Source organism: Robertmurraya sp. FSL W8-0741 (genome assembly GCF_038004005.1).
Taxonomy (GTDB): Bacteria; Bacillota; Bacilli; order Bacillales; family Cytobacillaceae; genus Robertmurraya; species Robertmurraya siralis.
Genome location: NZ_JBBOQG010000001.1, coordinates 94,571 through 121,252, shown reverse-complemented (window position 1 = coordinate 121,252; position 26,682 = coordinate 94,571). Strand labels below are relative to the sequence as shown.

23 protein-coding genes are annotated in these 26,682 nt (G+C 38.6%); 17 read left to right on the top strand and 6 right to left on the bottom strand.

Annotation, left to right across the window (positions count from 1 at the left end; translation table 11 throughout):
- The first annotated feature begins 234 nt into the window (after window positions 1–234).
- The 7 genes from NST02_RS00640 (at window position 235) to NST02_RS00610 (ending at window position 8,357) form a co-directional block, all read left to right on the top strand.
- Complete coding sequence (locus tag NST02_RS00640; RefSeq protein WP_095311555.1) at window positions 235–1,167, top strand: ABC transporter ATP-binding protein; 933 nt, start codon at window positions 235–237, stop codon at window positions 1,165–1,167.
- 13 nt (window positions 1,168–1,180) lie between these two features.
- Window positions 1,181–2,440, top strand: coding sequence for an ABC transporter permease (locus tag NST02_RS00635; protein WP_340947668.1), 1,260 nt, complete (start codon window positions 1,181–1,183; stop codon window positions 2,438–2,440).
- Window positions 2,440–3,540 (top strand): ABC transporter permease, encoded by a 1,101-nt coding sequence (locus NST02_RS00630; RefSeq protein WP_095311559.1) that lies wholly within the window; start codon window positions 2,440–2,442, stop codon window positions 3,538–3,540. Before NST02_RS00635 ends, NST02_RS00630 begins: the two co-directional genes overlap by 1 nt.
- Before the next feature lie 484 nt (window positions 3,541–4,024).
- Window positions 4,025–5,347, top strand: coding sequence for a spore germination protein (locus NST02_RS00625; RefSeq protein ID WP_340947666.1), 1,323 nt, complete (start codon window positions 4,025–4,027; stop codon window positions 5,345–5,347).
- Complete coding sequence (locus NST02_RS00620) at window positions 5,347–6,426, top strand: GerAB/ArcD/ProY family transporter (RefSeq protein ID WP_340947664.1); 1,080 nt, start codon at window positions 5,347–5,349, stop codon at window positions 6,424–6,426. Before NST02_RS00625 ends, NST02_RS00620 begins: the two co-directional genes overlap by 1 nt.
- Window positions 6,419–7,489, top strand: coding sequence for a Ger(x)C family spore germination protein (locus tag NST02_RS00615; protein WP_095311566.1), 1,071 nt, complete (start codon window positions 6,419–6,421; stop codon window positions 7,487–7,489). The genes NST02_RS00620 and NST02_RS00615 overlap by 8 nt, the downstream gene beginning before the upstream one ends.
- Before the next feature lie 280 nt (window positions 7,490–7,769).
- Window positions 7,770–8,357 carry a GNAT family N-acetyltransferase gene (locus tag NST02_RS00610; RefSeq protein ID WP_095311699.1) on the top strand — a complete coding sequence of 196 codons (588 nt, stop codon included), beginning with the start codon at window positions 7,770–7,772 and terminating at the stop codon, window positions 8,355–8,357.
- Window positions 8,358–8,665: 308 nt separating this feature from the next.
- Here NST02_RS00610 and NST02_RS00605 read toward each other — a convergent pair whose 3' ends face one another.
- Window positions 8,666–9,625, bottom strand: a complete 960-nt coding sequence (locus NST02_RS00605; RefSeq protein WP_095311567.1) for a permease prefix domain 1-containing protein — start codon at window positions 9,623–9,625, stop codon at window positions 8,666–8,668.
- On the bottom strand, window positions 9,622–9,954 hold the full coding sequence (locus tag NST02_RS00600; RefSeq protein WP_340947661.1) for a PadR family transcriptional regulator: 333 nt from the start codon (window positions 9,952–9,954) through the stop codon (window positions 9,622–9,624). Before NST02_RS00600 ends, NST02_RS00605 begins: the two co-directional genes overlap by 4 nt.
- Window positions 9,955–10,238: 284 nt before the next feature.
- On the opposite strand from NST02_RS00600, the gene NST02_RS00595 reads away from it, so the two are divergent.
- From NST02_RS00595 to NST02_RS00575, 5 genes are read left to right on the top strand one after another with little or no spacing between them, the layout of a single operon-like run.
- On the top strand, window positions 10,239–11,501 hold the full coding sequence (locus NST02_RS00595) for an FG-GAP repeat domain-containing protein (protein WP_340947659.1): 1,263 nt from the start codon (window positions 10,239–10,241) through the stop codon (window positions 11,499–11,501).
- 12 nt (window positions 11,502–11,513) lie between these two features.
- Window positions 11,514–12,197 (top strand): response regulator transcription factor, encoded by a 684-nt coding sequence (locus NST02_RS00590; RefSeq protein WP_095311571.1) that lies wholly within the window; start codon window positions 11,514–11,516, stop codon window positions 12,195–12,197.
- A 3-nt stretch (window positions 12,198–12,200) separates the two neighbouring features.
- A complete protein-coding gene (locus NST02_RS00585; RefSeq protein ID WP_340947655.1) occupies window positions 12,201–13,568 on the top strand; it encodes a sensor histidine kinase in 1,368 nt (455 codons plus the stop codon).
- 31 nt (window positions 13,569–13,599) lie between these two features.
- Complete coding sequence (gene asnB, locus NST02_RS00580) at window positions 13,600–15,477, top strand: asparagine synthase (glutamine-hydrolyzing) (RefSeq protein ID WP_340947653.1); 1,878 nt, start codon at window positions 13,600–13,602, stop codon at window positions 15,475–15,477.
- A gap of 22 nt (window positions 15,478–15,499) precedes the next feature.
- A complete protein-coding gene (locus NST02_RS00575) occupies window positions 15,500–16,252 on the top strand; it encodes a lysozyme inhibitor LprI family protein (RefSeq protein WP_170211393.1) in 753 nt (250 codons plus the stop codon).
- A gap of 50 nt (window positions 16,253–16,302) precedes the next feature.
- Here the strand turns inward: NST02_RS00575 and NST02_RS00570 are convergent, their stop codons facing one another.
- The gene (locus tag NST02_RS00570; protein ID WP_340947650.1) at window positions 16,303–17,328 is read right to left on the bottom strand and encodes a FecCD family ABC transporter permease; all 1,026 of its coding nucleotides are present in this window, start codon (window positions 17,326–17,328) and stop codon (window positions 16,303–16,305) included.
- Entirely contained in the window at window positions 17,328–18,353 is a 1,026-nt protein-coding gene (locus NST02_RS00565) for a FecCD family ABC transporter permease (protein WP_095311581.1), read from the bottom strand. The genes NST02_RS00570 and NST02_RS00565 overlap by 1 nt, the downstream gene beginning before the upstream one ends.
- 152 nt (window positions 18,354–18,505) lie before the next feature.
- Here NST02_RS00565 and NST02_RS00560 point away from each other — a divergent pair, with 152 nt between their 5' ends.
- A complete protein-coding gene (locus NST02_RS00560) occupies window positions 18,506–19,489 on the top strand; it encodes an ABC transporter substrate-binding protein (protein WP_340947649.1) in 984 nt (327 codons plus the stop codon).
- Window positions 19,490–19,686: 197 nt separating this feature from the next.
- Here the strand turns inward: NST02_RS00560 and NST02_RS00555 are convergent, their stop codons facing one another.
- Entirely contained in the window at window positions 19,687–20,127 is a 441-nt protein-coding gene (locus NST02_RS00555) for an NUDIX domain-containing protein (RefSeq protein WP_212934168.1), read from the bottom strand.
- Between the two features lie 419 nt (window positions 20,128–20,546).
- On the bottom strand, window positions 20,547–21,383 hold the full coding sequence (locus NST02_RS00550) for a TetR/AcrR family transcriptional regulator (RefSeq protein WP_137744797.1): 837 nt from the start codon (window positions 21,381–21,383) through the stop codon (window positions 20,547–20,549).
- Between the two features lie 98 nt (window positions 21,384–21,481).
- Here NST02_RS00550 and NST02_RS00545 point away from each other — a divergent pair, with 98 nt between their 5' ends.
- The 4 genes from NST02_RS00545 to NST02_RS00530 all read left to right on the top strand — a co-directional run bounded on the left by NST02_RS00545 (window position 21,482) and on the right by NST02_RS00530 (window position 26,673).
- Complete coding sequence (locus tag NST02_RS00545; protein ID WP_137744796.1) at window positions 21,482–24,574, top strand: efflux RND transporter permease subunit; 3,093 nt, start codon at window positions 21,482–21,484, stop codon at window positions 24,572–24,574.
- Window positions 24,575–24,964: 390 nt separating this feature from the next.
- The gene (locus NST02_RS00540) at window positions 24,965–25,525 is read left to right on the top strand and encodes a hypothetical protein (RefSeq protein WP_095311590.1); all 561 of its coding nucleotides are present in this window, start codon (window positions 24,965–24,967) and stop codon (window positions 25,523–25,525) included.
- A 77-nt stretch (window positions 25,526–25,602) separates the two neighbouring features.
- Entirely contained in the window at window positions 25,603–25,758 is a 156-nt protein-coding gene (locus tag NST02_RS00535; protein ID WP_095311592.1) for a DUF1540 domain-containing protein, read from the top strand.
- 360 nt (window positions 25,759–26,118) lie between these two features.
- On the top strand, window positions 26,119–26,673 hold the full coding sequence (locus NST02_RS00530) for a delta-aminolevulinic acid dehydratase (RefSeq protein ID WP_095311594.1): 555 nt from the start codon (window positions 26,119–26,121) through the stop codon (window positions 26,671–26,673).
- The last annotated feature ends 9 nt before the right edge of the window (window positions 26,674–26,682 follow it).

Below are 26,682 nucleotides of genomic sequence, written 5' to 3'. Positions count from 1 at the left end.
TCAAGCGATTTTGGCTCATTTCGTGTGAAGCCTTGGCTGCACACGAAATGGGTTATGCAAAAATTTCTTTGCTTCCCATGAAAAGATGGAGAAAATGAGACAGCTTAAAAATATAATGATGAAAGTCATGGTTTTGCTGGAGGGAAGTGACTAGAGACAGTAGTAAGACTGTTTCTTTTTTTTTACGCTTAGATAGAGCTAGCTAGGTAATAGTATGATGAAGGAGGGATTAGGATGCTTGAAACGATAAATTTGAGCAAGACGTTTAAAGATAAAAAGGCAGTTGACGACGTAAATTTATATGTCAATAAAGGTGAATCAGTTGGGCTTTTAGGACCGAATGGGGCGGGGAAGTCGACGACCATCTCGATGATTTCATCCTTGTTGAAGCCAACATCAGGGGATGTGCTGTTTAATGGAAACAGCATTATTAAAAATCCTGCTGAAATTCGCAGGGTACTCGGTGTTGTCCCTCAAGAAATTGCTTTATACGAAGAATTGTCCGCTCATGAAAATCTGAATTTCTTTGGAGAGATCTATAAGATCAGTAAAGGTGATCTTGAGAGCCGCATTCAGGAAGTGTTGGAAATGGTTGGTTTGCAACATCGACAGAAGGAACTAATTAAAACTTTTTCTGGAGGAATGAAAAGAAGAATTAATATTGCCGCTGCGTTGCTTCATCAGCCCAAGGTTTTAATTCTTGATGAGCCGACTGTAGGGATTGATCCCCAGTCAAGAAACCACATTCTTGAGACGGTCAGAAAATTAAATGAACAGTATGAAACATCAATCCTTTACACGAGTCATTATATGGAAGAAGTTGAGCAATTATGCGATCGTGTCTATATTATGGATCACGGCAGTATTGTTGCTTCAGGTAATAAATCAGAGCTATTAAGCATTCTTTCAAACGATGATACTTTCCATGTTCAGCTTAGTAAGAGAAGTGAAAAATTGATTGATGCCGTAAGATTAATAAAGGATGTTCGACAGGTGGATGAAACGGAGAATGGCTTACGGATTATTGCCAAAAAGAGGAGTCATTTTTTAAGTACTCTAGTCCATGGAGCCGAAAAGGAAGGGGTAGAAATCATCCACTTTCAAATGGAGATTCCTAGTCTTGAAGATGTATTTTTGCACTTAACAGGAAAATCTTTAAGAGACTAGGAGGGCAATGGAAATGTGGTCATTTTTCAAAAAAGATTTAATCGTATTTTGGCGCGATCGCAAAGGATTTTTATTATCTTTATTCCTTCCGATTGTTCTTATTGTTGTGCTTAACTTTGCATACGCCGGATTATTTACTAGTGATGATCATTCAGTAAACATAAGGTTAGGAATTGTTCAGGAGGACGATCCCGTTTCAGATATGCAGGAGTTTGAAGCATTGGTTGAAGAAATGGAGCTGATGGAAGAAGAAAAGGATGAACTGCTCCAGCAGGCAGCAATTCATGAGCCAGGAACGGTTCTTTACCATATGCTTCATCGTCCAGAGTTTAAGGATTGGCTTGATATGCGAGAGTTATCTATGGAAGAAGCAGTTAGTCAAGTTGAGGAAGGGAAGCTTGACGCCTATATGAGAATTCCGGCCCGTTTTACGCTTGATGTATTGAGGGCAGGGGTACTTGGGGATGAAGTGGGAGCGCTGATCTCCATCCACGCAGAGGAGTACTCGACTGAAGTCCAAACCCTGCAGGAGATGATCAATCAATTTGTGAACAGCCTTAATTTTCAGTTTGCTCTTGAAAATACAAACGAATCAAACGGGGGCGAACCTGTTCTTCCAATTGGTGGGGTGGAAAGAATTGAAAGTTCTGAAGCATACACGATGGCACAATACTTTACGATTGCGGTGGCGACACTTTTTTCGTTGTTCATTGCCCAAACAGTGGCAATGAAAACGGTCACTGAAAAGAGAGAACGGGTATTTAACCGCATTGTTTTATCAAATAGCAGTCCTTTCGCTTTTTTAATGGGGAAAATGGCATCCACTTTTTGCTTTTGTTGGTTTCAAATAATGCTTACCTTAATGGTTACTCAGCTTTTTCTTAATATTTTTCCGGATCATTCCATACAGTTTTGGAGTGGATTGGTGCTAATCATTTCAGTCTTTGTTTTAACAGTATCAGGCTTGTCCGCATTGTTTACTACGATTACTTTAAGGCTGCAGAACCTTAATGCAGCCAACGGGATTTTTAGCTTAATTATTATGTTAATGGGACTGCTTGGCGGAAGTTTTTTCCCTCTTCAAGGCCTTCCGGTTGTATTTCAGAAAATGGGTGATTGGACGCCGAACGGATTAATTCAAACGGTACTGATCGATTGGATTCAAAATCGAATGTATTCCAATCTTTTGATGCCACTGCTAGTCCTTGTGTTGTTCTTTTCAATTGTTTTAGCTGTTAGTCTGGTACTGTTTCCAAGGAGGGAGAGTCTATAATGCTTGCGGTATTTAAAGCACAATTAAAAAAAGATGTTCGAAAGCCGGTTACAATCATTGTATTTATGGTTGTGAGTATATTAGCAACCCTTATATTCGGAAATAGTACATTTGGAAAACCGCCAACCGTGCCTGTATTTAGCACCGAACCTAATGGGAAAGAAATAGAAGAAAAATGGATTCATTTGTTGAAAGATAGCGAAGCTTTAAATTTTGTACTTACAGAGGAGGAAGGAGCACTTGAAGATGTGGCATCTGGAAAAAGTAGTGTAGCGATCAAATTGATGGAGAATGATTATCGTATCATTACAGCTTCTAATAATTCAATTGTTCCGTTCGTTGAGCAAGAGATCCATACCATATTTTCAGAAGAAGCTCAGCTTCAAGCGGTGGTTGGTGAGGAGGATACGACAAAAATCAGGAAGGTTGTTGAGAGTTATTTAGAGAATCCACCTCTACAGGCCGAAGTGAAATCCGTTAGTGGTGGGGAAATTCCTAAGCATGATATGGGAACGCAATTACTGTTTGTTTTCACACTTTTCGCCGCCATGTTTACGATCGGCTTCAAAGTAAATGGAATTAATGAAGATAAAGTCAATGGGATATGGAATCGATTGATCCTTTCCCCTGTTACGAAAACAAATATGTATGTAGGGCATTTGCTTTATAGTTTTTGTATTGGTTTCTTTCAAATAAGCGTCGTCCTTTTATTATTTCAATATGTACTAAAGTTTGAGCTGGGCGATTTGAGATTAATCATGATGGTTGCTGCTATCTATACGTTAAGTATCGTCAGTTTGGCCATGCTTATAAGCGGTTTTCTAAGGACACCTGAAAAATTTAATATGGTCTTCACTTCTTTTATCCCGATGATTCCCGTTGTAAGTGGATTATATATGCCGCCAGGGACGGTCAGCAATCCAATTCTGTTATTTATTGCCGACCTTTTCCCGTTAAAACATGCGGCCGAAGCGATGTTAAATATTACTTTGTATAATGCAAGTTGGAATGATATTTCCTTAACTGTTGCCATTTTACTGCTTATATTTGTTATTTACATGGGAATTGGTATTAACCTAGTGGAGCGGAGAAGAGGATAGTTAAATGGTGGAGACATAAGGACTGATTCAGGTGAATTCAACATTATTCATAGCCGGTGAAATTTTACGTTTAGTAACATTTCGCAGGCTTTTTTATTTTGGCTTTGTTAAATAGAATGGTTGTTAAAATGATTTTGGGCTCATTTCATGTGAAACCAAAGTTTCAAACATGCCTTTCAGTATAACTGAAAGGTCTTCTGATTTCATGAAACGATAGGAGAAATCTCGTTTTCTCCTATCGTTTCATGGAATCAGAGAGAAAATGAGCCAAAAATCAACACCGACGTATAACAGAGCCTTTATTTTAGAAGTATGCTTTGCTCCAACTGTTTCCTTAGTTACTGAATAACGCTGCATTTTGGCGCTTGTTTTATTCAATACGCTCACAATAAAACTGAAGATGTTGTAATAGTTTTGGGAGATTCACATATAATTTTGCTATTTTTGGGATACTATACCATATTTATGAAAAGGAGATTCCAATATGGATGAAGTTTGGAAAAATTTGTGGGAAGCTTTTCGGGAAAACGATGACTTTTTTAAAATTGAACAGTTAGTCGATGATCTTCAGCTTATTTTTTTTGGACTGCATTCGTTAATGGATTTTTCTTCCACGATTCAAGAGATTGAACAGGTTGTTACAAATATGAGAAATGAACAGGAACTTGCATCGGTTCTTCAATCGTTAGGTCAACGCTTGGAACATCAAGAAGAGGCTCATTCAGAAATATTAAAAGGGAATCTTGTTTGCTGTACCTCAAGTAAAAAATACTTTATTAGTATTAAGGCGAGACCGCGTACTCTCGATAGAGCAGTGGAGGCTCCCGCTAACGAAACGATACTAAGTGGACCAAGGAACTCTTTTACTGAGGATTTATCCATAAATCTCGGTTTAATGAGAAAAGAGCTCGTGACGAAGGACTTGATCGTCAACAGTTTTTTAATTGGAGAGGAGCATAAAAAGGAAGTAACACTTCTTTACGTAAAAAAGAAAGCGAGTAAGAAGTTGGTTGAATCCATTACTGAGCATCTACGAAATAAGAGAAAATCCAATTTGGAAACGATGCAGGATTTGATGAAATTACTTGGAATTTCAACATGGACACTCATCCCTAAATTTCGTATAACAGAGCTGCCTCATGAGGCGAGTCAAGCGTTAACGAAGGGGAAGGTGGTTTTTATCATAGATAGAATTCCGTTCGCATTAGTTCTGCCGAGCCAGCTTTCGGATATGTTTTTTTCAGAGAACGATCGGAATTTTTTGTCTCCAATGACGCTGATGCTGCGCTGTCTTCGCGTTATTGGAATATTTGTAGCCGTATTGGCCCCGGGATTATATATTGCCTTAGTATCAGTAAATCCAGAAGTATTACGAATTGAGCTAGCTTTATCCATTGCGCAGAGCCGAGAGGGAGTTCCTTACCCAGCCCTACTTGAGGTATTGCTTATGTTATTGGTACTGGAACTTATAATTGAAGCGAGCGTTCGCTTACCAAAAAGTATCGGTCCAACGATTACGATGGTGGGTGGGATTATTCTAGGCCAAGCAGCAGTGGACGCAAAATTAGTAAGCAATTTGTTGATCATTGTGTTGGCGGCAACAATGATTGCTAATTCAACGGTTATTGGTTTTCAAAATTCTATATCTATTCGCCTTTTCAAATATATTTTCGTTTTTTTGGCCTCGATTTATGGGATACTTGGAATCTTTGCAGGGCTCTTCATTATTTGTTCATACCTATCCAGCATTAGAACGTTCGATATACCATATATTCCGCTAAAGGGAGAACAGGGTGATGTCATTTAGTGGCTAAAAATTTGCAAGTTCCAATATTATATTTTCTTTTACATTTAGGATTAATCTTTTTTATGTATCCGAGGAATATTATTGAGAGTACGGAAAGCAGTCATTGGATCCCGATTTTTGTAGCTGTAGCGAGCCATTTTATTTTATTAATTCTTTATCTGAAAGGATTAAGCTATTTCCCTGGTCAATCGGTGATCTCGATTTTTACGGAGGCTGGAAAAGTCTATTCATTCTTATTTTTGCTGCCGTTATTTTTCTACTTCTTCATCGTATTGGTAGTTTCCGTCAGAGCCTATTCAGAGATTATTATCATTATATTTCTTTCGAATACTCCGTTATGGTGTGTGATGGCATTGCTGTTGCTGATCTCGGCTTATTTAGCGGCACTTGGCATACGATCCATTTTTAGAGCAGCGATGTTATATGCATTGCTTTTTATTCCATCTATTTTGCTCGTGCTCGTATTCTCTTTGCAAAACGTTGATTGGTACTATTTATTACCAATCTGGAGTAATAAATTTCAATTCTTGACACATCCATCCTATTTTAAAAGTTTTTTGGCAGTAGGAGGAGGTTATCTCTTTATAGGATTTGTTCAGCCTGCTTTATCTTTTCGAAATAAAGATATTTTACTCGCTGCGCTCTGTGTTGCCCCATTCTTTTTTATTTCCGTTTATATTCCTATTCTCACTTTTGGTCAGGAGACAGCGTCAACGATGATGTTTCCGTTTGCGGTTGCAACAGACGCAGTCAATATTAACTGGCTAGCCTTTGATCGGATTACGGTTTTCTTTTTGCTTTGTTCCATCACCTTTTTGATGCTGTTTTTAACGATGGCTATTTTTACAACTGCAAAAATTTTGAATCATTATATCCCGAGCATCCATTTTCAATATTCAATTGTGACTACAGTCATTCTCACGTTCATTTTTTGCATTTTCATTCCCAATTGGTCAGAGCTCGAAGAGATTTTTAGATGGAGTTCATTATGGAATCTTTATGTCTTCTTTACGACTCCACTATTATTATTATTTCTTGGTCTCCGTACCAAAAAGAAGGGAGAAAAATCTTTTGACTAAATATGTTGTTAAAGTCTTTGTCATGGCTGCAGTCTTGTTGCTTTTAAATGGCTGCTGGGATAATAAGGACATTAACCATCGGGTCATGCCTGTTGTTTTGGGGATTTCTAAAGTAGATCAGGATTTCAAAGTATACTTGCAAATTCCGAATCCATCAGATGAGAAAATAAAGACAAGGATTGTTGAGGAGAGTGGACAGAGCATTAATGAAATCATTAGTAAGATTAGTACAAATATGGAAAGCCAGGTTGATTTATTGCATATAAAAGTAATTGTGGTCGATGAGCAGATTGCTAAAGAAGGATTTAATAAAATTATTTCTGCATTTTTACGTTCAAGAGATATCCCTTCTAAAGCGCTGTTTGCTGTATGTGAAGATGATCTAGATGAATTTTTTGCACAGATGGAGGAGAATACAAGTGCGGAAGGAACGGTTTTATTGGATTATTTCGAAAAGGATGCTGGCTGGACCCCACAGGTGGCGCTCACAAGGGTTTGGCATCTATATCGAAGTATGTATTCGTTGACCCATGATGTAGCTGTTCCACTTTTAAAATTGGGAAATTCCTTGAAAGTGGAACAAACAGGTTCTGGTGTCATTAAAGAAGGGAAAATGGTGAGTAAGATTAATCCAAAAGAGACTTTACTGTATAATGCCTTTAATGGGGAGAGCACGCAAGGCATTATCGAAGTTATGGATATTGCCACGGTTAAAATATTGGATGATTCGATTAGGCACCGTTCACAAGTTATAGGAGGAAGACCGGAGCTTTTGACGACAGTTTACTTAAAAGTGACGGTTTTAGAAGTGGAGAAAGATACTTCTGAGGAGATGATTAAAAAGAAGCTAAGTAAACAGTTGGAAAACCGCTTTAATACCATGTTTGCTAATATTCAACAAAAGGAATCGGATATATTAGCAATTGGTCAGTTATTTAGAGATCAACTACCGCGCGAGGAGTTAAAACAATGGCGTTCTAAGTATTATCCCCGCGTAAATGCTACAATGGATTTTAAAGTGGACATTCAAAATAGCGGGATCTTAAAACTGAAGACTAATTAACAGGCAGTTTAAGAAAAGATAGGAAAGTAAGTCGGTCCAACTGCCCTTTTTCCATGGAATAGGATATCATGGATCGTAATTATGAATAACCCTTTAATGAATGTGTTTACGTCTAGCGCAAGCAGCCAAAGCCTAACAAACATTGGTATTTGGATTATTACAACCAGCAATAAGTTAGCTGGAGAGGTTAGCACTGTAAGGTTACCTATATCGAAAGAACAGGCCTTTTAACGTTTGCACGGCGATGAGCAAGGCCTTGCACTTTTGTTTTGGAGAGGAGATAAAAATGGAGATTAGACAATACGATCAAAGTGATGAAGTAGCTTGGGTTCGGTGCAGAGTTCTGTCGTTTTTGGATACAGCTTATTTTGACCATGTTTTGCAGAAAAAAGAAACCTATGGAAATCCCGCAATTGAATTAGTTGCTGTTGAGGAAGGGCAACTGATTGGATTGTTAGATATTGAGTACGAAACGAAGGAAGGAAGCGTTTGTTCTAGAGGAGCCGGACTTGGTGGAATGATATGGCATATAGCCGTCCATCCTGATTTTCGCAGTTCTGGTGTTGGGAGGCAGTTGCTTCAAGAGGCAGAGCGAAGGGCAAGAGCTGAAAATCTTAGCCGTTTAGAAGCATGGACAAGAGATGATTTATGGGTTCAGGCTTGGTATGAAAAGAATGGTTTTATCAAAGTGGATTCCTATTTACATGTTTATCTAGAAAATGGTGAGGCAGAGGCATCTCTTACCAGTGATATCCCATTTCTAAAGCCAATTCATGCCTTTGCTCATTATGTGGGAGCAGATAGAGAACGCGTGAAGAGTAAGTTTAATCGAGTACATGAATGTGTTTGTTATGAAAAGAAACTTTAAAAAGAGTTATATATTACAAGAAGGCTGGCTTTCTAAAGATTCTAGAAATCTTTGGGAAGGCAGCCTTTTTGTATGAAACATATCAGCCTTTTTTCCACCATTCCTAAACGAAAAATGACAAAAGGTAACGAGAAGAGCTTCTCACTACCTTTTGTCATTTTTCGTTCTCGTTTAGAAGTTTCGTTTATCGAAAGAAAACAGACCTTTTATCGTTTGTACGGCGATGAACACTAAGGAATACAGCTTAGAATAACCTTTAATGGCTCCGAGCTTTTTGTTCTCCCCATTTCTATGGGGAGAACGCTACTTCATTTTGTTTCTTTTGTTTTCAGGATGTGATATGCGGCGCTAAACATCCCGAACAAAAGACCTGTGATCGGGAAGATAATCCAATTGATATGCCATTGGTGATAAACTAGGCCGCTGATGAGGAAGATACAAACAGCTAGTGGCCAAACGATGGCAGCAACTGCACCAACCACTTTGTCTTCTTCCTTTTGACGTTCGGAGTATTCTTCAAGCTTCAGCAATCTATTGTAGCTGTCTTTTATGCCTCCATAGTAAATAAAAATATTTATCGCGATGGCTATTATACAAAGCAAGGCAACAACACCGTAAGTGACAGCTTCTTCACTTATGGCCATGGCGATAAAAAGAGATACGGGAGAAAGAATGCATAATATGACGCCAAAAATAACGGATAGCGCGTATGTCGATTGATAGGCGTTCTTCTTGTCCTCAAGCAGTTTTCTCGTATTGAATGAAAGGGAGAATTCTCCTTTTTCGTCAATAAATTTGTATTTGTCTTTGAGCATGCCTCCGTAAATAAAGAGTCCAACGGCAATGGCCACGAGAACAAGTAATGTAGTCACACCGATGGTCGTTGCAGCAAGTTCTGAAAAGTTTGGGAGCTGAAAAAATAAAATGAGTAACGCCGCACCAAGCATACAAAGGGTCACGCCTAGTCCTGTAAGCATGCTTGTTTTTTTGCTTGTTTTAAGGAAGTCTTCAATTTCTTCTTCTAATAATAAAGGGAAGTGGGCTTCTTTTTGGTCTAATTGAATGTCGAGCTCATTCAACAGTTCATCAATATTGCCGAATTCTGAAATCACGATGCCAATTGCTTCATTTTCAGATTTCCCTAATTTTTTCAACTCATTATATTTATCCTCCATATTTGCCAGCATATCTGCTCTTATGTCTTCTAATTGTTTCGTTTTCGGCAATGTAGCAAACAGGTTATCTAAATAATCAATAATCGTATTCACGTAAAATCCTCCCTAATAAATCGATTAACAACTTCCTTCGTTAATTTCCATTCTTGACATTTTTCTTTGTAGTAGTGTAATCCCGCCTCGGTAATTTTGTAATAAGTGCGTCTTTTGCCAAATGTTTCATCTTTGTAAAAAGATTCAATATAACCGTTTTTTAATAAGCGATTAAAAGCAGAATATAAAGTGGTTTCTTTAATTGTGTATTTCTCCTGAGACAATTCTTTAATTTGCTTGGATATTTCATAGCCATAAGACTCATTTTCTAACAATAAATAAAGAATAATCGTATCATTATATCCCCGAATAACATCACTGCTAATCAAAAGAAATCTCCTTTCTGCAGGTCTTATCATAGATATTACTCCATCTGACGTACTTCATCTGTCGTAGTAATTTTAATGTATCATAATTACTACGACAGGTAAAGTAATATTTATAAAAAAATTTAAAATAGGCATTGCAACATGCTGTTGTTCCTAATTTATCGAGGAATACTAAGGAATGTATGGAACAGAGCAAAATTGTAACTACTTTGTAAATTATCCTCGATTCAAGAGCATTATAATTAAGTTACTTAAGTGGAGTGAAATTTTGGAGGTAACGAATTTTGAAAGGAAAGTTGAAAATTTTTATACTCATAGCGGTCTTTATCATATTATCGGCTTGTGACATTATTGAAATGCCGAGTCTGCTAGTAAAAGGGCCGAGCGATTTAATTGAATCACCTCCAAGTGGAGATAGGCAGAAAACAGCATTAAGGGAAAAAGTTCAGCAATTGCTCCCAGTTAATGTGGAATTTGTTACCGCAAAGCATGGATTAACAAAAGAGTCCATTATCGTGGAGGATACAAATGGGGATGGAGAACTGGAAGCAGTTGTTTTGTATAGGGAAAATAGGGAAGATCGAAATGTTCAACTCCTCTTTCTTCATGAAAAAGATGGGGAATGGGAGCAATTAACAAAATTGGAGACAGATTATTATTTGCTTGATTATTTTATGTTATCGGACTTAGATGAGGATGGTGTTTTGGAAGTTGTGATCGGACTTTACTTTTCCGATTTTGAAACAGAGAAGCAGTTATTGATTTATGAGTGGAACAATGGCAATTTTCAACAAGTATTAGAGAGACCTTACGATGTATTGGATGTTGCCGATTATAATCGTGATGGAAGGGAGGATCTTCTCGTTATTCATGGGAAGAAAAGGGAATTTTATAATGCTGAACTCTTTCAATACGAGAATAAAGAACTACAATTACTTGATATCGTTAGTCTAGACCCTTACGCCTTTCACGAAAATGTAGAAAGTGGAAAATTAAGTGATGGTCATCAAGCTTTGTTCATTGATAGTGCAATTGGAGCTCATTCCATGACGACAGAAATGGTTGTTTTCGGTGATGAAGGTTTAATTAAATTGGAAGAAGATATGATTAAGGCTAAACCACTCTATTCTCGAGATATGAATAATGATGGTGTTTTAGAGGTAGGGAGTATGTATATTCCACAAGGCTGGGAAGAGACGGCATTTGCAGATATTCCGTTTATTGAATATTACTCGACTTATTCTATTGCTGGAGATTCCCACAAAGTGATGGAGCGCTATACCGATCGTGAGAGAAGGTTTTATATTGAAATCCCACCCGTTTGGTTTGAAAAAGTGACGCTGAATAAACTGGACAACGGTGTCCAGCTAGTTGATATTGCAAGCCGAAATGTACTTTTTGAGGTTCGCTGGCAAGAGAAAGATAAGCTTGCTCCTGCGTCTGCCACAATTCTCGAAGAAACGAAGGACATGGTTTTTTATACAGAAATGGAAGAAATGAAGGGTTTCCCATTTGCACAATTTCACTTATTGCAAGATGAGTTTTGAGGAGGACCATACATGACCAATATTCTCGTTGTTGAAGATGAATTATCGATCAGAAGCTTTCTAAGCTTAAATCTTAGAAAGAAAGGATACATCGTCAAAGAGGCGGTGACAGGTGAAGAAGCTTTAATGTATTTTCAGCGTGAATCATTTGCGATCATCCTTCTTGATCTCATGCTTCCGGGAATAGATGGATTTGAGGTTTGTCAGCAAATTAGAAAGGAAAATCAAACAGTTGGTATTATCATGCTTACTGCAAAGACTCAGGAAAAAGATCGTGTGGAAGGTTTAATCATGGGAGCGGATGATTATTTAAGCAAACCATTCAGCCTAGCCGAACTTGAGGCAAGAATTTATTCACTGTTGAGAAGGTTAAACAGCGCTGGGGAATATGGGGCGAAAAAGATTGTATCCGGTTCTTTTCGATTAGATCAAACACATAAAAAAATCATGCATGGGGATAAAGAGATTAAGCTAACACCAACGGAATACTCGATTTTGCAGTTTATGATGAGTCACCCAAACCGCGTCTTTTCTAGGGATGAGCTTCTTGATGAAGTCTGGGGAGAATACTATGTCGGTGATATTAAAGTAGTTGATGTCAATATAAGGCGTATTCGCCAAAAAATCGAAACGGATCCATCCAACCCTGTCCATTTATGCACAGAATGGGGACGTGGATATCACTGGAAGGAATAGGGTATGAAACGAAATGTTATTTTATATTTTATGATCATCATTACCCTAACCCTTGGGTTAATGCTGGCGATTATGAGCTTTGCTTTAACGAAGTATTATTATCAGGGGATTGCAAATACCTTTGAGAACCATGTAAAAGCCATAACGCCATTATGGGACAAAGGAAATGAAAGACTTTACGGAGAGCTTCAAGATTATAGTGAACTAATTATAAAGGATTATCAGTATAAGGGTGCAGATCTTGAACTGCTAAATTTGCAAGGGGAGCTATTGCAATCATCTACAGGTTTTTATGAGCAAATTACGTATAATTTAAATCCCGATATAGTTAACTTTTCGACTGTTTATGAAGAGGAAAAGGTAGAACCTTCTGGTGAAGAATTCATTGCCGTTTATATCCCGCTCGTATTAGAGGGACAAGCAATTGGTGTTCTCCGATATGGTTCTTCTCTCGCAAACGTACATGAAATGATTGAGCGCCTAATGGCCTATGGGTTTCTTGTTTGTGCGTTTGTCGCCGCTACTGTATTTCTAGTAAGTCTTAGGCTCGCTGATTCAATTGTAAAGCCAGTAAATAAGATTATTGACTTTACGAAAGAAATGTCAAAAGGGAAGTTTGAGAAAAGAATAGCAGAGGAGTTTCCCCATGAATTAGGTGAGATGGCTAGAACGTTGAATTACATGGCTGATGAGATTGTCAAAACGGACCAGTTAAAAAATGAATTTATTTCTTCTATTTCCCACGAACTTCGGACGCCTTTAACGGGTATTAAAGGATGGATAGAGACAATCCAATCCTCAGATGATTTGACGAAAGAAGAGGAAAAATTTGGATTAAAGATGATTGAGGGTGAATCAGAGCGACTTATCGAGCTTGTCGAAGATCTATTGGATTTTTCAAGATATGAATCTGATCGAATGGTGTTAATGCCTGGACCAATAGAATTTGACCACCTTGTCCAAGAGGCTGCGGCTCAGCTTGAGAAAAGGGCAGAGGAGAAAAATGTCCAAATAAAGCTCGAGTGCACACCAGTTACTATTTTTGCCGATCGCAATAAGATGAAACAAGTGTTATTAAATCTGCTTGATAATGCCATAAAGTTTTCAGAAGCAGGAACAGAGATTCATATACTCGTGATCATTAAAGACGAGAGCCTCTTTTGTTCTATCTCTGATCAAGGAATTGGAATTAAGGAAGAGGATTTGCCCTTTATTGCAGAATCGTTTTACAAGATTAACAACAATATAGTCGGAGCTGGCCTCGGCCTGGCTATTTCACGCAAAATCGTGGAAAAGCATGGCGGCACAATCATCTTTAAAAGTAATTACGGGAAAGGTACAACGGTTGAGGTGACGTTGCCCTTAGCATAATTAGAAACTGGTTGGGAATGGAGAGAAGTATATGTGCGGTTTTATCGGATATATGGGAGAAAATAATTGTGGGATTCATGAACTTGCCCATGAAATGTCATCTGTTATCGTTCATAGGGGACCTGATGACGCTGGCTATTATTTTGATGATGATGTTCATCTTGGCTTTAGACGCCTGAGTATTATTGATATTGAGAGCGGCCATCAGCCTCTTGCATTTGCGAATCGTTTTTGGATTACGTTTAATGGGGAAATATACAATTACATCGAGCTGAGAAATGAATTAATAGCCATTGGCTATACTTTCCAAACCGAATCGGATACTGAAGTGATTGTAGCCTTATACAGTCATCTTGGCAAAAATGCTGTCTATAAACTGCGGGGAATGTTTAGTTTTGTCATTTGGGATCAGGAGAAAAGGGAGTTATTTGGGGCAAGAGATCATTTTGGCATTAAGCCTTTCTATTATTATGAAGACGAAGAAGATTTTTATTTTGCCTCGGAAAAGAAGAGTATTCTTATAGCATTGCAACATGATAGTGATTTAGATTTGCAATCATTGCATCATTATTTAACTTATCAATATGTACCAGAGCCACACACATTAGCTAAAGAGATTAAACGGTTAGAGCCAGGTCGATTTTTCATGAAAAAAGCTGGACAGCCTATGGAAATAGAGGTGTTTTTTAAACCTAGTTTTTGTCCTAAAGTCGATTCGTTTCAAAAAACGACAAATAAAATTCAGGATGTTTTAAAGGATTCTGTTTCTATGCATATGCGAAGTGACGTTCCTGTTGGAGCATTTCTTTCAGGTGGGATTGATTCGACGAGCATCGTTGCTTTGGCCAAGGAGACAAATCCTAATATTAAAACATTTACAGTTGGGTTTGAAAGGGAGGGCTTTAGTGAAATTGATTTGGCTCAAGAAACAGCGTACGAATTAGGTGTTGAAAATATTAGCTATGTGATCAGTGTTGATGAGTTTATAAAAGAACTGCCACGAATTATTTGGCATTTAGACGATCCGGTTGCCGATCCGGCCCTCGTACCTTTATATTTTCTTGCTCGTGAGGCCAGCAAGCATGTGAAAGTCGTGCTCTCCGGTGAGGGAGCAGATGAACTGTTCGGCGGCTATAACATTTACCGCGAACCTTATGCCTTGAAGTACTTCCGATACATGCCATCTTTATTGAAAAAAGAATGTAAAACGTTTGCGGGCTTACTGCCAAATTGGGTAAAAGGAAAAAGTTTTCTTGAACGGGGGGCAACGAGCATTGAGAAGCGTTATATCGGGAACGCAAAAATTTTTCAGGAGGCAGAAAAACAGGAACTACTAAAAAACTATCATCCTAATTGGCAGTATGACAATGTTACAAAAGCATTGTATCAACAGGTACCCCATTTGCACGATATACAAAAGATGCAGTTTATCGACCTTCATACATGGCTTCCGGGAGATATTCTCGTAAAGGCGGATCGAATGACGATGGCTCATTCCTTAGAACTGCGAGTGCCTTTTTTAGATAAGGAAGTTTTTACAGTAGCTTCTCAGCTTGATCATACAGTTACGGTTACTAATAGTCAGACGAAATATAGTTTAAGAAAGGCGATGGAAGGGCTGATTCCGACATTGGTTTTGAATAGAAAAAAACTTGGATTTCCAGTTCCTATTCGTCATTGGCTACGAGAGGAAATGTTTGATTGGGCTTATCAATTAATTATCGAAAGTAGAACCGATTACTTATTTGAAAAGAATTTAATTCTTTTTCTTCTATCCGAGCATCAAAAGGGAAAAAAGGATAATAGCAGAAAATTGTGGACAGTAATTGTTTTTATGATTTGGCATGAAATTTATATGGAAGGAAAGCTTCCATTTGAAACGAAAGAGAAGGTTTTGCAACATTCATAGGAAGAGAAAAGGGGAATTTGTAATGAAGAAATTGGTAGCGATGGCATGTCTGTTTATATTAGCCGCCTGTGGAAATAGTGATTATGAAACAGCCATGAAACAAGGCAAAATATCTTTGGAAAATGAAGATATGAAAACAGCGACCGCATCCTTTGAAAGAGCATTAGAAGAAAAGCCGGATGACGCTGAAGCAAAAGGGTATTATGAACAGCTAGCTGCTTTAAACGGAGTGAAAGAAGCAATTGCAGAGCACCGGTGGGAAGCTGCGTTATCGACAGCCCTTGTTCTTTTACAGGAGGAGGGATTGGAGAATCATGTGAAAAATCAACTAGACCAATTGATTGAAACAGCAGAAGCGGAATTACAAAAAGAGCAGCAGGAAAATATAGTGGAAGAGGAAGCTTTAAGTGCTGCGAGCGAGAAGGCCATTTTTTTAAAGAAGCTGGAGGACGTGGAGAAAAGTTTAGCATCACAACGTAAAATCCTTGAAACGGGTACGCAGGTCGATATGACAAAAGCCCAAGGGGAAATATTTGAAAGCTGGGATGATGCATTAAATGAAATATATCGTAAACTTGAAAAAACATTGCCGCAAAAAGAAATGAACAGCCTTAGAGAGGAACAAAGAAAATGGATTATCTATAGGGACGAAACAGCAACTAAAGAGTCGCTCCCATATGAAGGTGGATCAATGCAGTCCTTGCAATATCTCAGTACTCAAGCGAACTTGACAGAAAAAAGATGCTATGAGTTAGTGGACGGATATATGGACTAAAAGAGAAGGTACGCTGCAGGGAAATGAATGAGCAGCGTACTTTTTTTGCTTTAAACAGTTTTAACTAGCAAGTAAATGAAGTATGGAGCGCCAAGTATTGAAACAACGAGTCCAACAGGCAGTTCCATTGGTGCCATTATTACTCTTCCTAATGTGTCTGCACTTAGAAGGAGGAGTCCTCCTATTAATGCGGTAGCAGGGAGGATTTTTGCATGTCTTGCTCCGATCAATCGCCTCGCAATATGCGGGGCAATTAATCCTAAAAAGGTAATTCCTCCTCCGACGGAAACACATGCGCCAGCAAGAGCAACTGAAATAAAGAGGAGAATTCTCCGCTCCCTTTCAATATCGACGCCAACACTAATTGCGATGGGGTCGCTAAGGTGTAAAACATCTAAATATCTTGATTTATAAATGGTCAGTGGAATAAGAATAAAAATCCACGGCAGCAATGCAAGCACAAATGTCCAGTTCGTTCCCCAAATTGTCCCGGAAAGCCAAATGATCGCTTTCATAAAATCAATTGGTTCCATCTTCATCTGAAATACAATCAACCCGGCACTAAAGGCGGAATTAATCCCAATCCCAACTAGGAGTAGACGAACCGGAGTGACGCGTCCTTTTTTCCAAGAAATTGCATAGATTAAAATCGCTGCTGCAAAAGCACCAATCAGGGCAGCCGCGGGCATAATAAAGATCGATAATGCTCCCGTCAGAAAGGTCGTGCCTTGAAAGAAAAACATATAAAGGACGACAGCAAAGCCGGCTCCTGAATTAATTCCTAAAATCCCTGGATCAGCAAGAGGGTTTTGCGAGATCCCTTGAAGGATAGCTCCTGAAATTGATATTCCCATCCCGACTAAAAGGGCGAGAATGATGCGTGGTAAACGAAAGCTGAAAATGGTAAGTTCATTGTGTTCTGTTCCTTTTCCGAGTAACGTATCGATCACTTCTTTAAATGGAATCGAGATAAATCCAGCGTTAATACTAAGGAAGAACATAAGCACGATAAGGATGCTTGTCGTCGCCATTAAAATTTTAAATTTTCGCTTGTCCTTTGATAAAGAATGATTCATTACAGCTCCCTCCCTTCTTTACGAGCAAGGTAAAGGAAGAAAGGCACGCCGATAATTGCAGTGACTGCTCCCACCGGTGTTTCAAATGGAGCGTTAAGCAATCGGCTTGCAATATCGGCAACGAGCAATAATAGCCCACCCAATACGGCGGAGCAAGGGATAATCCAGCGATAATCCACTCCGACTAGAAAACGGGCGATATGTGGGATAACAAGTCCGACAAAGCCAATCATTCCTGCAACGGAGACAGCCGCCCCCGTTAAAAAAAGGACGGTGATCGTTCCTAGAAACTTAACAACCCCAGTGTTCTGACCTAATCCTTTGGCAATGTCCTCACCGAGACTAAGGATAGAAATGGAACGGGACAATATAATCGCGAGAATAAGGCCAGCAAGTACAAAAGGGGCCACGTACATCAGTTGCTCCATTTGAACAGCAGAGACGCCTCCAGCATACCAATAGCTAATGTCCTTTGATACGTTAAAGCGAATTCCAATCGCAGTAGAGAGCGAACTGAGTAGCGAGGTAATCGCTGATCCGGCAAGAGCAAGCTTAACAGGTGTGATGCCACCCTTAGATAAGGATGAGATGCCAAATACTAATATCGTTCCAAGAGCAGCTCCTAAAAATGAAAAAGAAATTAATCCCGTATATGAAATAGCCGGAAATATGGCAAAAGCAATGGCAATTAAAAAAGATGAGCCGGCTGTTACTCCCATAATTGAAGGGGAAGCTAATGGATTTCTCGTCATCCCTTGCATAATCGCTCCCGCAACGGCAAGAGCGGCTCCAACTGTAACAGCAGCAAGGGCACGAGGTAGTCTTAATTCACGGACAATGACATGGGAAGATTTGTCCCCATCATAGGAAAAAATGGCTTCCCATACCGATTTAAAACTGAGATCGGCAGCTCCAAAATGGATGGAAGAAATCATGGTGAAAAAAAGAAGAACACCACCGCCGATTAAAATAATTGTTCCAATAAGATAATTGCTATGCAGTTCATTCTGAGTATTTTTTGGCATGGTTCGTAACTACTTTCTTCAAAGAATAGACAAAATTATTTGTGATAGGATATTGACATTATCGTAATTTTGTATTTTAATTGAAACCGATAATCATTATCAGTTAATCTGTATTTTTGAGTATATCTTACCATATTCCTAGGAGGATTCCAATGATAAAACAGAAATTGATGCAACTACTTGGAGCTGGATTGCTGTTTGTGACGTTAACTGCTTGTGGAGAAACAGAAAATAGTCAATCCGAACCAAAAGAAAATGAGCAAACGGAGCAAGAGACGGATGCAGAGTCTTCAACGGAACGTGTGTTGACGGATGCAATGGGCAATGAAGTAACGGTTCCAGCAAATCCTGAACGGGTGATTGCTACATATCTTGAAGACCATTTAGTTGCGTTAGGAATTATTCCGGTTGCCCAATGGAGCGTTAAAGATGGTACCAGCATTCAAGGGTATTTGCAAGGAGAACTAAAAGATGTTCCAACGATTCCACACGATTTACCGTTTGAGGCGGTTCAGCAATTTTCTCCAGATTTACTTATTATGGATTCAGCAAGTATGGTTGAAGGTGGAAAATACGAGCAATATAATAAAATAGCTCCGACATATGTGATCGGAACTGAGGAAAATAACGACTGGCGCGATGAATTACTTCGTGTAGGTGAAGTGTTCGGCAAAGAGGACGAAGCGAAAAAGGTATTAGAAGAGTATGATGCAAAAGCAAAAGGGGCGAAGGAACAAATCGAAAATAAGCTTGGAAATCCTTCAGCAGCAGCGATTTGGCTCGTTGGCGGCAGCTTCTTTGTCGTGAGTGATTCCCTATCAAGCGGTGCTGTTATGTATCAAGATTTAGGTCTTCAGGTACCAAAGGTTGTTCAAGAAATATCAGCTAGTGCAGAAAGCAACTGGAATGCCATTTCATTAGAGAAATTAGTCGAACTTGATGCGGAATATTTATTCTTGATCAACAGCGATTCAGCGAGCGGTTCTTCAGCGTTAAATGAGGCGTTGTGGAAAAACATCCCTGCTGTTAAGGCTGGCAACGTGTTCGAATTCACTCCGGATGAAAGCTGGCTCTATACTGGAGCAATAGCAAACGGACAAATTATTGATAATATTTTAAAGAGTATTGTGAAGTAAGGGAGTTTTTTTAGCGAAAGCTGTTTTGCAATTATGGAAAATTCAAAATCACAAAGCTATAAGTAAACAAAAAAGCTTGAGGTAGTACTGCACCCCAGAGGTTAGATTTTTAACTCTAACTTTGTGGGGTCACCACCACCACAAGCTTTTTTGAATTTCAGATTGAATGAGGCTTTTTCATTCAACTCGTGTTTGTTTTAACGAATAAATGCTAGTTCTTTATTGGATAAAGCATCTTCCAACCACCTGGGATGCATTTTTAATAAATCTTGCGGTAGATCAGACTGTTCAAAAAACTTAATTTCTAGCGACTCGTTTGAATTGCATTTAAGCTCTCCACCTGTAATTTCAGCCAGAAAGCAAGTTGTAATAAAGTGTATTACTTTTCCATTTGGGTATTCAAACACCTGTGAATGAGGATCAGAGTATACACCAATTAACTTTTTTATACTTATATCCAAATTGGTTTCTTCTTTTACTTCTCGAATAGCCGCCTCGGACACTGTCTCACCTATTTCTATATGTCCTGAAGGAATGCCCCAAAGTTCTACATCGGCCCGTTTTTGCAACAGAATTTGCTTCTCCTTATTTAAGATAATAATGGCAACACCGGCTTTTAACTCATCGATTCTTCTCATAATATAGACCTCCTTGAAATAAAAAAAGGTCTGAAGAGAAGGAATTCGGCGCATAACAAATACGCTGAACCTTTCCCCTCGGACCTTTTATGTCAATAGGTGCCTTTTACATATTGTAAAAGATGTAGCCCTTGGACACTGTCCTAGTAACAATAGCGGAACCCTAGCTACAATTTTCCAGTTCATTTTTATTTTACTATTATTGTATAAAAAATAAAAGACTCTTTCAATCCAATGCGCTGTTGGCAGTGAAGCCTCTTGCTCAATATAGGTAAAAATTGCGATTTTATCAATTAGCTATTATAACGGTGCAATTGCTATGCCTTTTTAGGACAGCATCTATAAAGGCTGATGTGCCGTCAACAATGTAATTTAGTATGCGTTAATAAAAAAGGTGTTACCTTATTATTAAGTGCCACCTAATTTTTTCCATAGCCAAAATAATTTCTTAATAAATAAGCAACCCATTTACAATGGGGATGACTGCGGATATTTTCCAATAAACCTGCAATAATGGCAGAGTGATGCGTTGGATTGATAATTTCTTCTCTCAATAATAGCAGGGACTCTTTTTCGATGGATGCTTCCAGTTCTTTTATTTTCTGCTCCAAAATTTCAAGGATTTCCCCTTTGGATATTTCTTTATTAATTCGATGCTTTTTAATAAACATTGATATTTCTTCCGTAAAAAAAGGTATGGTGCAATGTTCAGCAAGCACCTTTGTTTTTTCTGAAAGTGATCGTGATAAATGATCAATATCGAAAGGAATATTGTGAAATAGCAATAAGCCTGTATAAACATTCATAAAACCTCTTATTGTGGAGACCAAATCATATTTGATGATGGTGTTGCCAAATAACCGCTCTATTAAAGTCACGATCAGTTGTTCTAATAGTTGGTCATAATATTGCATTTTGTTGAACAGATCACCGTTAAAGGTTTGCGCTTGTTCTTTAATGATAAGCTTGGCAAAATTAGAGTGCTCCTGAACAGTTTGAAATGCGGAATGATAAAAGGAAAATAAAAGGCTTTCATTTTCCGTATTTTTGACCGTATAGTCAATATCGGAGATATACTGTTCCATGAAATGGTCAAGTAAGGCGAGTATTAACTCATCCTTTGATTTGTAGGCGAGATAGAAAGCTCCCTTGGAAATTCCGCAGTATTCTGTTATTTGTTGAACGGATGTGGCTTCGAATCCTTGCTTGGCGAAGAGTTCAAGCGCCTTCTCCATAATTAATTGTTTTTTAGCCATTTTTTAATTCGCTCCTAGATTAATTCGTTGACAAATGACCGAGTAGTCATTATTATAAGTAATTGAGTTTCATAAGTCAATTTAGGGCAGGTGTAACAGTGAAAAATCTAGTCAACTTTGTATTGAAAAATAAACTAGCAGTTTGGTTGCTAACGATTATAATAACTGCTTCTGGGATTTATTCCGGAACACGAATGAACATGGAAACCATTCCGGATATCTCCATCCCATATTTAATGGTTATGGATGTGTATCCTGGTGCTACTCCTGAACAGGTGATGGAAGATGTGTCAATCCCTTTGGAGAAGGCAATCGAGAATTTAGAGGATGTAAAATCGGTTTATTCCAATTCATATTCTAACATGTCAAATATTCAAGTAGAGTATGATTATGGCATTGATATGGATGAGGCAAAACGTGCCCTTCAGTCTGCTCTGGATTCTGTAGAATTACCAGAGGGTGCGCAAGAGCCAGCAATTACAGCGATTAGCATGAATATGATGCCTGTAGTCGCTCTGAGTGTAAGCAGTCAAACAGAAGATATTGTAGAATTGACTTCCACTGTGGAAGATGTTTTGCTTCCAAAAATTGAAAAGATTGATGGAGTAGCTTCTGCTACGATTACTGGTCAGCATATTGAAGAAGTAGAGCTTACCTATGATGAAGAGAAAATGGCTGAATTTGGCTTGACAGAAGATGATGTTAAACAAATGATTCAGGCAAGTGACATGGCTGTTTCGTTAGGTTTATTTGAGTTCGAAGATGGTGAACAAGCTGTCTCTGTAGATGGAAAATTTATGACAGAAGACGAGTTAAAGGAAATGTTAATTCCTGTTACACCTACTGAGACACAGCAGCTTCCTTTTGTAAAATTAAGTGATATCGCCACTATTGACTTAGTTGGTAAAGTACAATCTGTATCTCGTACAAATGGGGAAGATGCAATTGCGATTCAAATTATAAAAGGCCAACAGGCGAACACTGTTGATGTTGTAGACGCTGTAAAAGATCTAGTAGACGAGGAAATGAAAAATATTGATGGACTCATTGTCGATGTTTCTCTAGATCAGGGGGAACCAATTAAGGACTCCGTCATTACGATGGTAGAGAAGGCGTTATTTGGTGGTTTAATTGCTGTTTTAATTATTCTCCTGTTCTTACGAGATTTTAAATCAACGATTATTTCCATCGTGTCGATTCCGGTTTCGATTTTCATGGCATTAATGATTTTAAACTGGATGGATATTACGCTTAACATAATGACTCTTGGAGCAATTACGGTGGCAATCGGCCGTGTTATCGATGACTCGATTGTCGTCGTCGAAAATATTTATCGACGACTCCATTTAAAAGGGGAGAAACTGACAGGCCGTGCTTTAGTGCGTGAAGCGACGATAGAGATGTTTAAACCGATTTTATCGTCAACGTTAGTAACGGTAGCGGTCTTTGCCCCACTTGTATTTGTTGGTGGCATGGTCGGTGAATTGTTTGTTCCATTTGCCTTAACGATGTCATTTGCACTTGGTGCTTCATTACTTGTTGCGATTACAATTGTTCCAGCCCTTTCTCACTTCTTGTTTAAGAAGAAGCTATACGGAGAAAAAACGGAAAGCAGTCATAAAGATTCCGGCAAATTATCCAAATGGTATAGAAAGGTTCTCGAGAAATCGCTGAATCACAAGATTATTACTTCAATCATTGCGGTTGTTTTATTAGCAGGAAGCTTAGCCTTAACTCCATTAATAGGCTTTAGCTTCATGGGAAGCGAAGAAGAGAAAGTGATGTATTTAACGTACACTCCACAAACCGGTGAGCTTCTTGATGAAACATTGGCCAATGTTGAAGAGGTGGAGCAAGAACTATTAAAGCGTGAAGACATAGATATTTTACAAGTATCAGTAACAGATAGCGATAGTGCAGATATGATGACAGCGATGATGGGTGGCGGAGCTGGCGGTGCTTTAATGTATCTCATCTTTGATCCGGATATGGATAACTTCCCAGACGTTCGAGAAAAAATTGAAGATTATGTGTTCAACATCGACCATAGCGGAGAATGGAAGAGCCAAGATTTCGCATCCATGAATATGTCAACCAATGAAGTCAGCTACACTTTCTATAGTGAAAATTTAGACCGTTTAAATGAAGCGGTGATAATGGTTGAAGACGTCATGAACGAAAATGGCGGTCTTGAGGATGTATCATCAACTGCGGAAGATGCTTATGTTGAGCATACATTTAAAGTGGAACAAGATGAATTGCTTCAATATGGTTTAACAGCAGGACAAATTGTTATGATGTTAAGCCCTGATCATACAAAAGAAGTGTTAACGACGATTGAAAAGGATGGAAATACGCTAGAGGTTATTGTTCAGCACGAGCAAGAAGATCAGCAGCCTAAGTCCATCAAAGAAATGCTAGACCAGCAAGTGCCAACAGCGCTTGGAACAACGATGCCGCTTTCTGAACTAGTAACGGTTGAGGAAGGCACAACTCTTAACACACTTGCAAGGAGTAAAGGAGAATACTACGCTTCAGTGTCTGGTACAATCCTGGATAAGGATATTTCTAAAACAACAGCGGAAATTGACAAAGCAATTGATGAGTTAGACTTGCCAAAAGGAGTCCGTGTTGATGTCGCTGGTGTAGCTGCTGACATGACGGAAACCTTTACACAGCTTGGTGTTGCAATGCTTGCTGCGATTGCAATTGTCTACTTCATTCTTGTCGTTACCTTTGGTGAAGGATTAGCGCCATTTGCTATCCTATTCTCACTACCGTTTGCGGTTATCGGTTCATTTGTCGGCTTGTTAATTGCTGGAGAAACGATTTCTGTATCCGTTATGATGGGGCTGTTAATGTTAATTGGGATAGTCGTCACCAATGCGATTGTATTAGTTGACCGAATTATTCATATGGAACGTGATGGTATGACCATGCGTGAAGCCATACTCGAAGCGGGTGCTACTCGTCTGCGTCCAATCTTAATGACGGCTATTGCAACTATCGGTGCTTTAATACCGTTAGCATTTGGAACAGGCGGCGGAGGCCTTATCTCAAAAGGGCTGGCAATTACAGTTATCGGTGGGTTAACAAGTTCCACGTTACTGACATTAATCGTCGTTCCAATCGTGTATGAAATTTTATCAAAAATGTTCAAGAAAAACCGTAAAGAAATAGAAGAAAACTAATGATTTGATGAACCGAAGGGGATTGTACCCTTCGGTTTTTTTATGATTTTGCAATCAAGAATACTTTTTAGCCTGTTTCAGAGATTTTTGTTTTATTTAGACTGAGTGAAAGTTGGCTGATCGTGGGAAAATCTGTAATCGGTGTTCCATTCAGCCAAAGGTTCGAGCGAAAGTCCGAATCAAAGCACTATTCGCTCAAATCGAACGTAACTTCAAGGTGATTTGGCGCCATTTTATCCTTTCACTAGGATTCATTGGCAGCTTAATGGCTGTTTATCCGTTATCCGTCTTAAGTCTGAGAGTAATCTATTGCTTAAGCCGCTTATAGAGTTTGCTATGTACCCTTTAATATGGTAGTACAGAGACCGAAATTTAAAAGGGGAATTTGCAATGAAGGATAGAAAAATATATATTCTTTTAACTGATACTGGAACTGTTCTAACAAGGGTGATTCGGCTTTATACAAAGAAGACCTATAATCATGCTTCGCTTTCACTCGACCCAAATTTAACGGAAGTTTATAGTTTTGGGAGGAAACGTCCAAAAAACCCTTTTATTGGTGGGTTTGTAAAAGAAAATATCAATATCGGACCCCTTCGAGATGCGGATTGTGTTATTTACAGTTGTACAGTTTCAGAAAGGCAATACCAGCAAATCCAAACCTTTCTTAAAGAAATAGAAGTTCATGAACATCTTTACCGTTACAACTTTATCGGTCTTTTTGCTTTTATGTTAAAAAAGGAACTTCACCGCAAAAATGCTTATTTTTGTTCAGAATTTGTCGCGACTGCTTTAAGCAATAGCGGAATTGTTCAGTTAAGAAAGCCACCATCTTTTGTGGCGCCGCATGACTTCGAAGACATAAAAGATTTTCAATTAGAATTTCAAGGAAAACTGGCATCCTTCTACCGTAAAAAGAAGTATTACGATCATTTGTCATTATCGTCTTAAAATAGAAAAACTTACACTTCTAAACGAAGTATCAGCACCTTTTTTCAGTGAATGATAAGAAAAGGGGGGTGAGTATCTTGGCAAAAGATGTTCTATGTGAAGTAAACAACTGTACGTATTGGGGTCACGGGAACAAATGTCATGCAGATGCCATCTATGTAGTAAGCCATAAAGGGAACAAAGCTTCTACAAGTGAGGAAACCGACTGTAAAACATTCGAGCCTGAGGTTTAAAACAGAGGGTAACCAATTTGGTTGCCCTCATTCATTTTGGTTCGTGAAAAGTTGTGGCTCACTATTCTTATGAGTATTTACTTAAGCCCCAGTAAATCGGTATTCGGATTTTTACAATGAACAATGTCTGAGCAGCCTATTACGAGAATATTCGAGGAGAACCGAGAGCTTCCATCTTTGCAGATTCGAAGGCGCCTTTCTTTGGTAATGTTTTTCGTTTCCCGTTCTTCTCTATAGTAAAGCGAAAAGGTTTGTTTTATTCATTAATAATATGCCAAAAGTGAGAAATACTGGGGAGAATGAAGAACAACAAATTTAATGTTAAAATTTAACTAGTGATTATATTAGGGGGAGTTTTTTATGAGTATTCCAAGTATAGATGTTACACTAGTTGTCGGTCCTGATAGTGCTCTTGAAGCACAGGCGATACGTGCCGGTTTAGAGGCCTTTAATGTGCGTGTATTAACATATTGGATTGGACGTCCAAACGACCTGATTAATATAATATCTGAGAACGAAAGTGACTATATGATTCTTTCTTTTCATGGAGTTGAAGGCGAATTAGTGATGCCGGAGCTTGGAGAAATGGTTTATGAGGATAATGAACCAAGAAAGAATTTTGGTGCGACGGAAATTCTTGAATATGGCAGACTAAATAATCAATTGGTTATCGGGAATGGTTGTACATTAGGAGATCCTGAATTGGCAAATGCATTTCTAAAAATTGGTTGTAGAGCATACATAGGTCCGAAGGATTATATCGACGGAGATGCTACATTTTATTTTATTATTCGCTTTTTTTACGAACTATTGTCTAATCAAAGAAGTGAAAAGGAAGCATATGAGCTAGCGAAATCAACAGATCAGGAAACGTGTTTGTATGAATGGTACTCTAGTGAAATTAAGGGTAAATAAGTCGAGAAA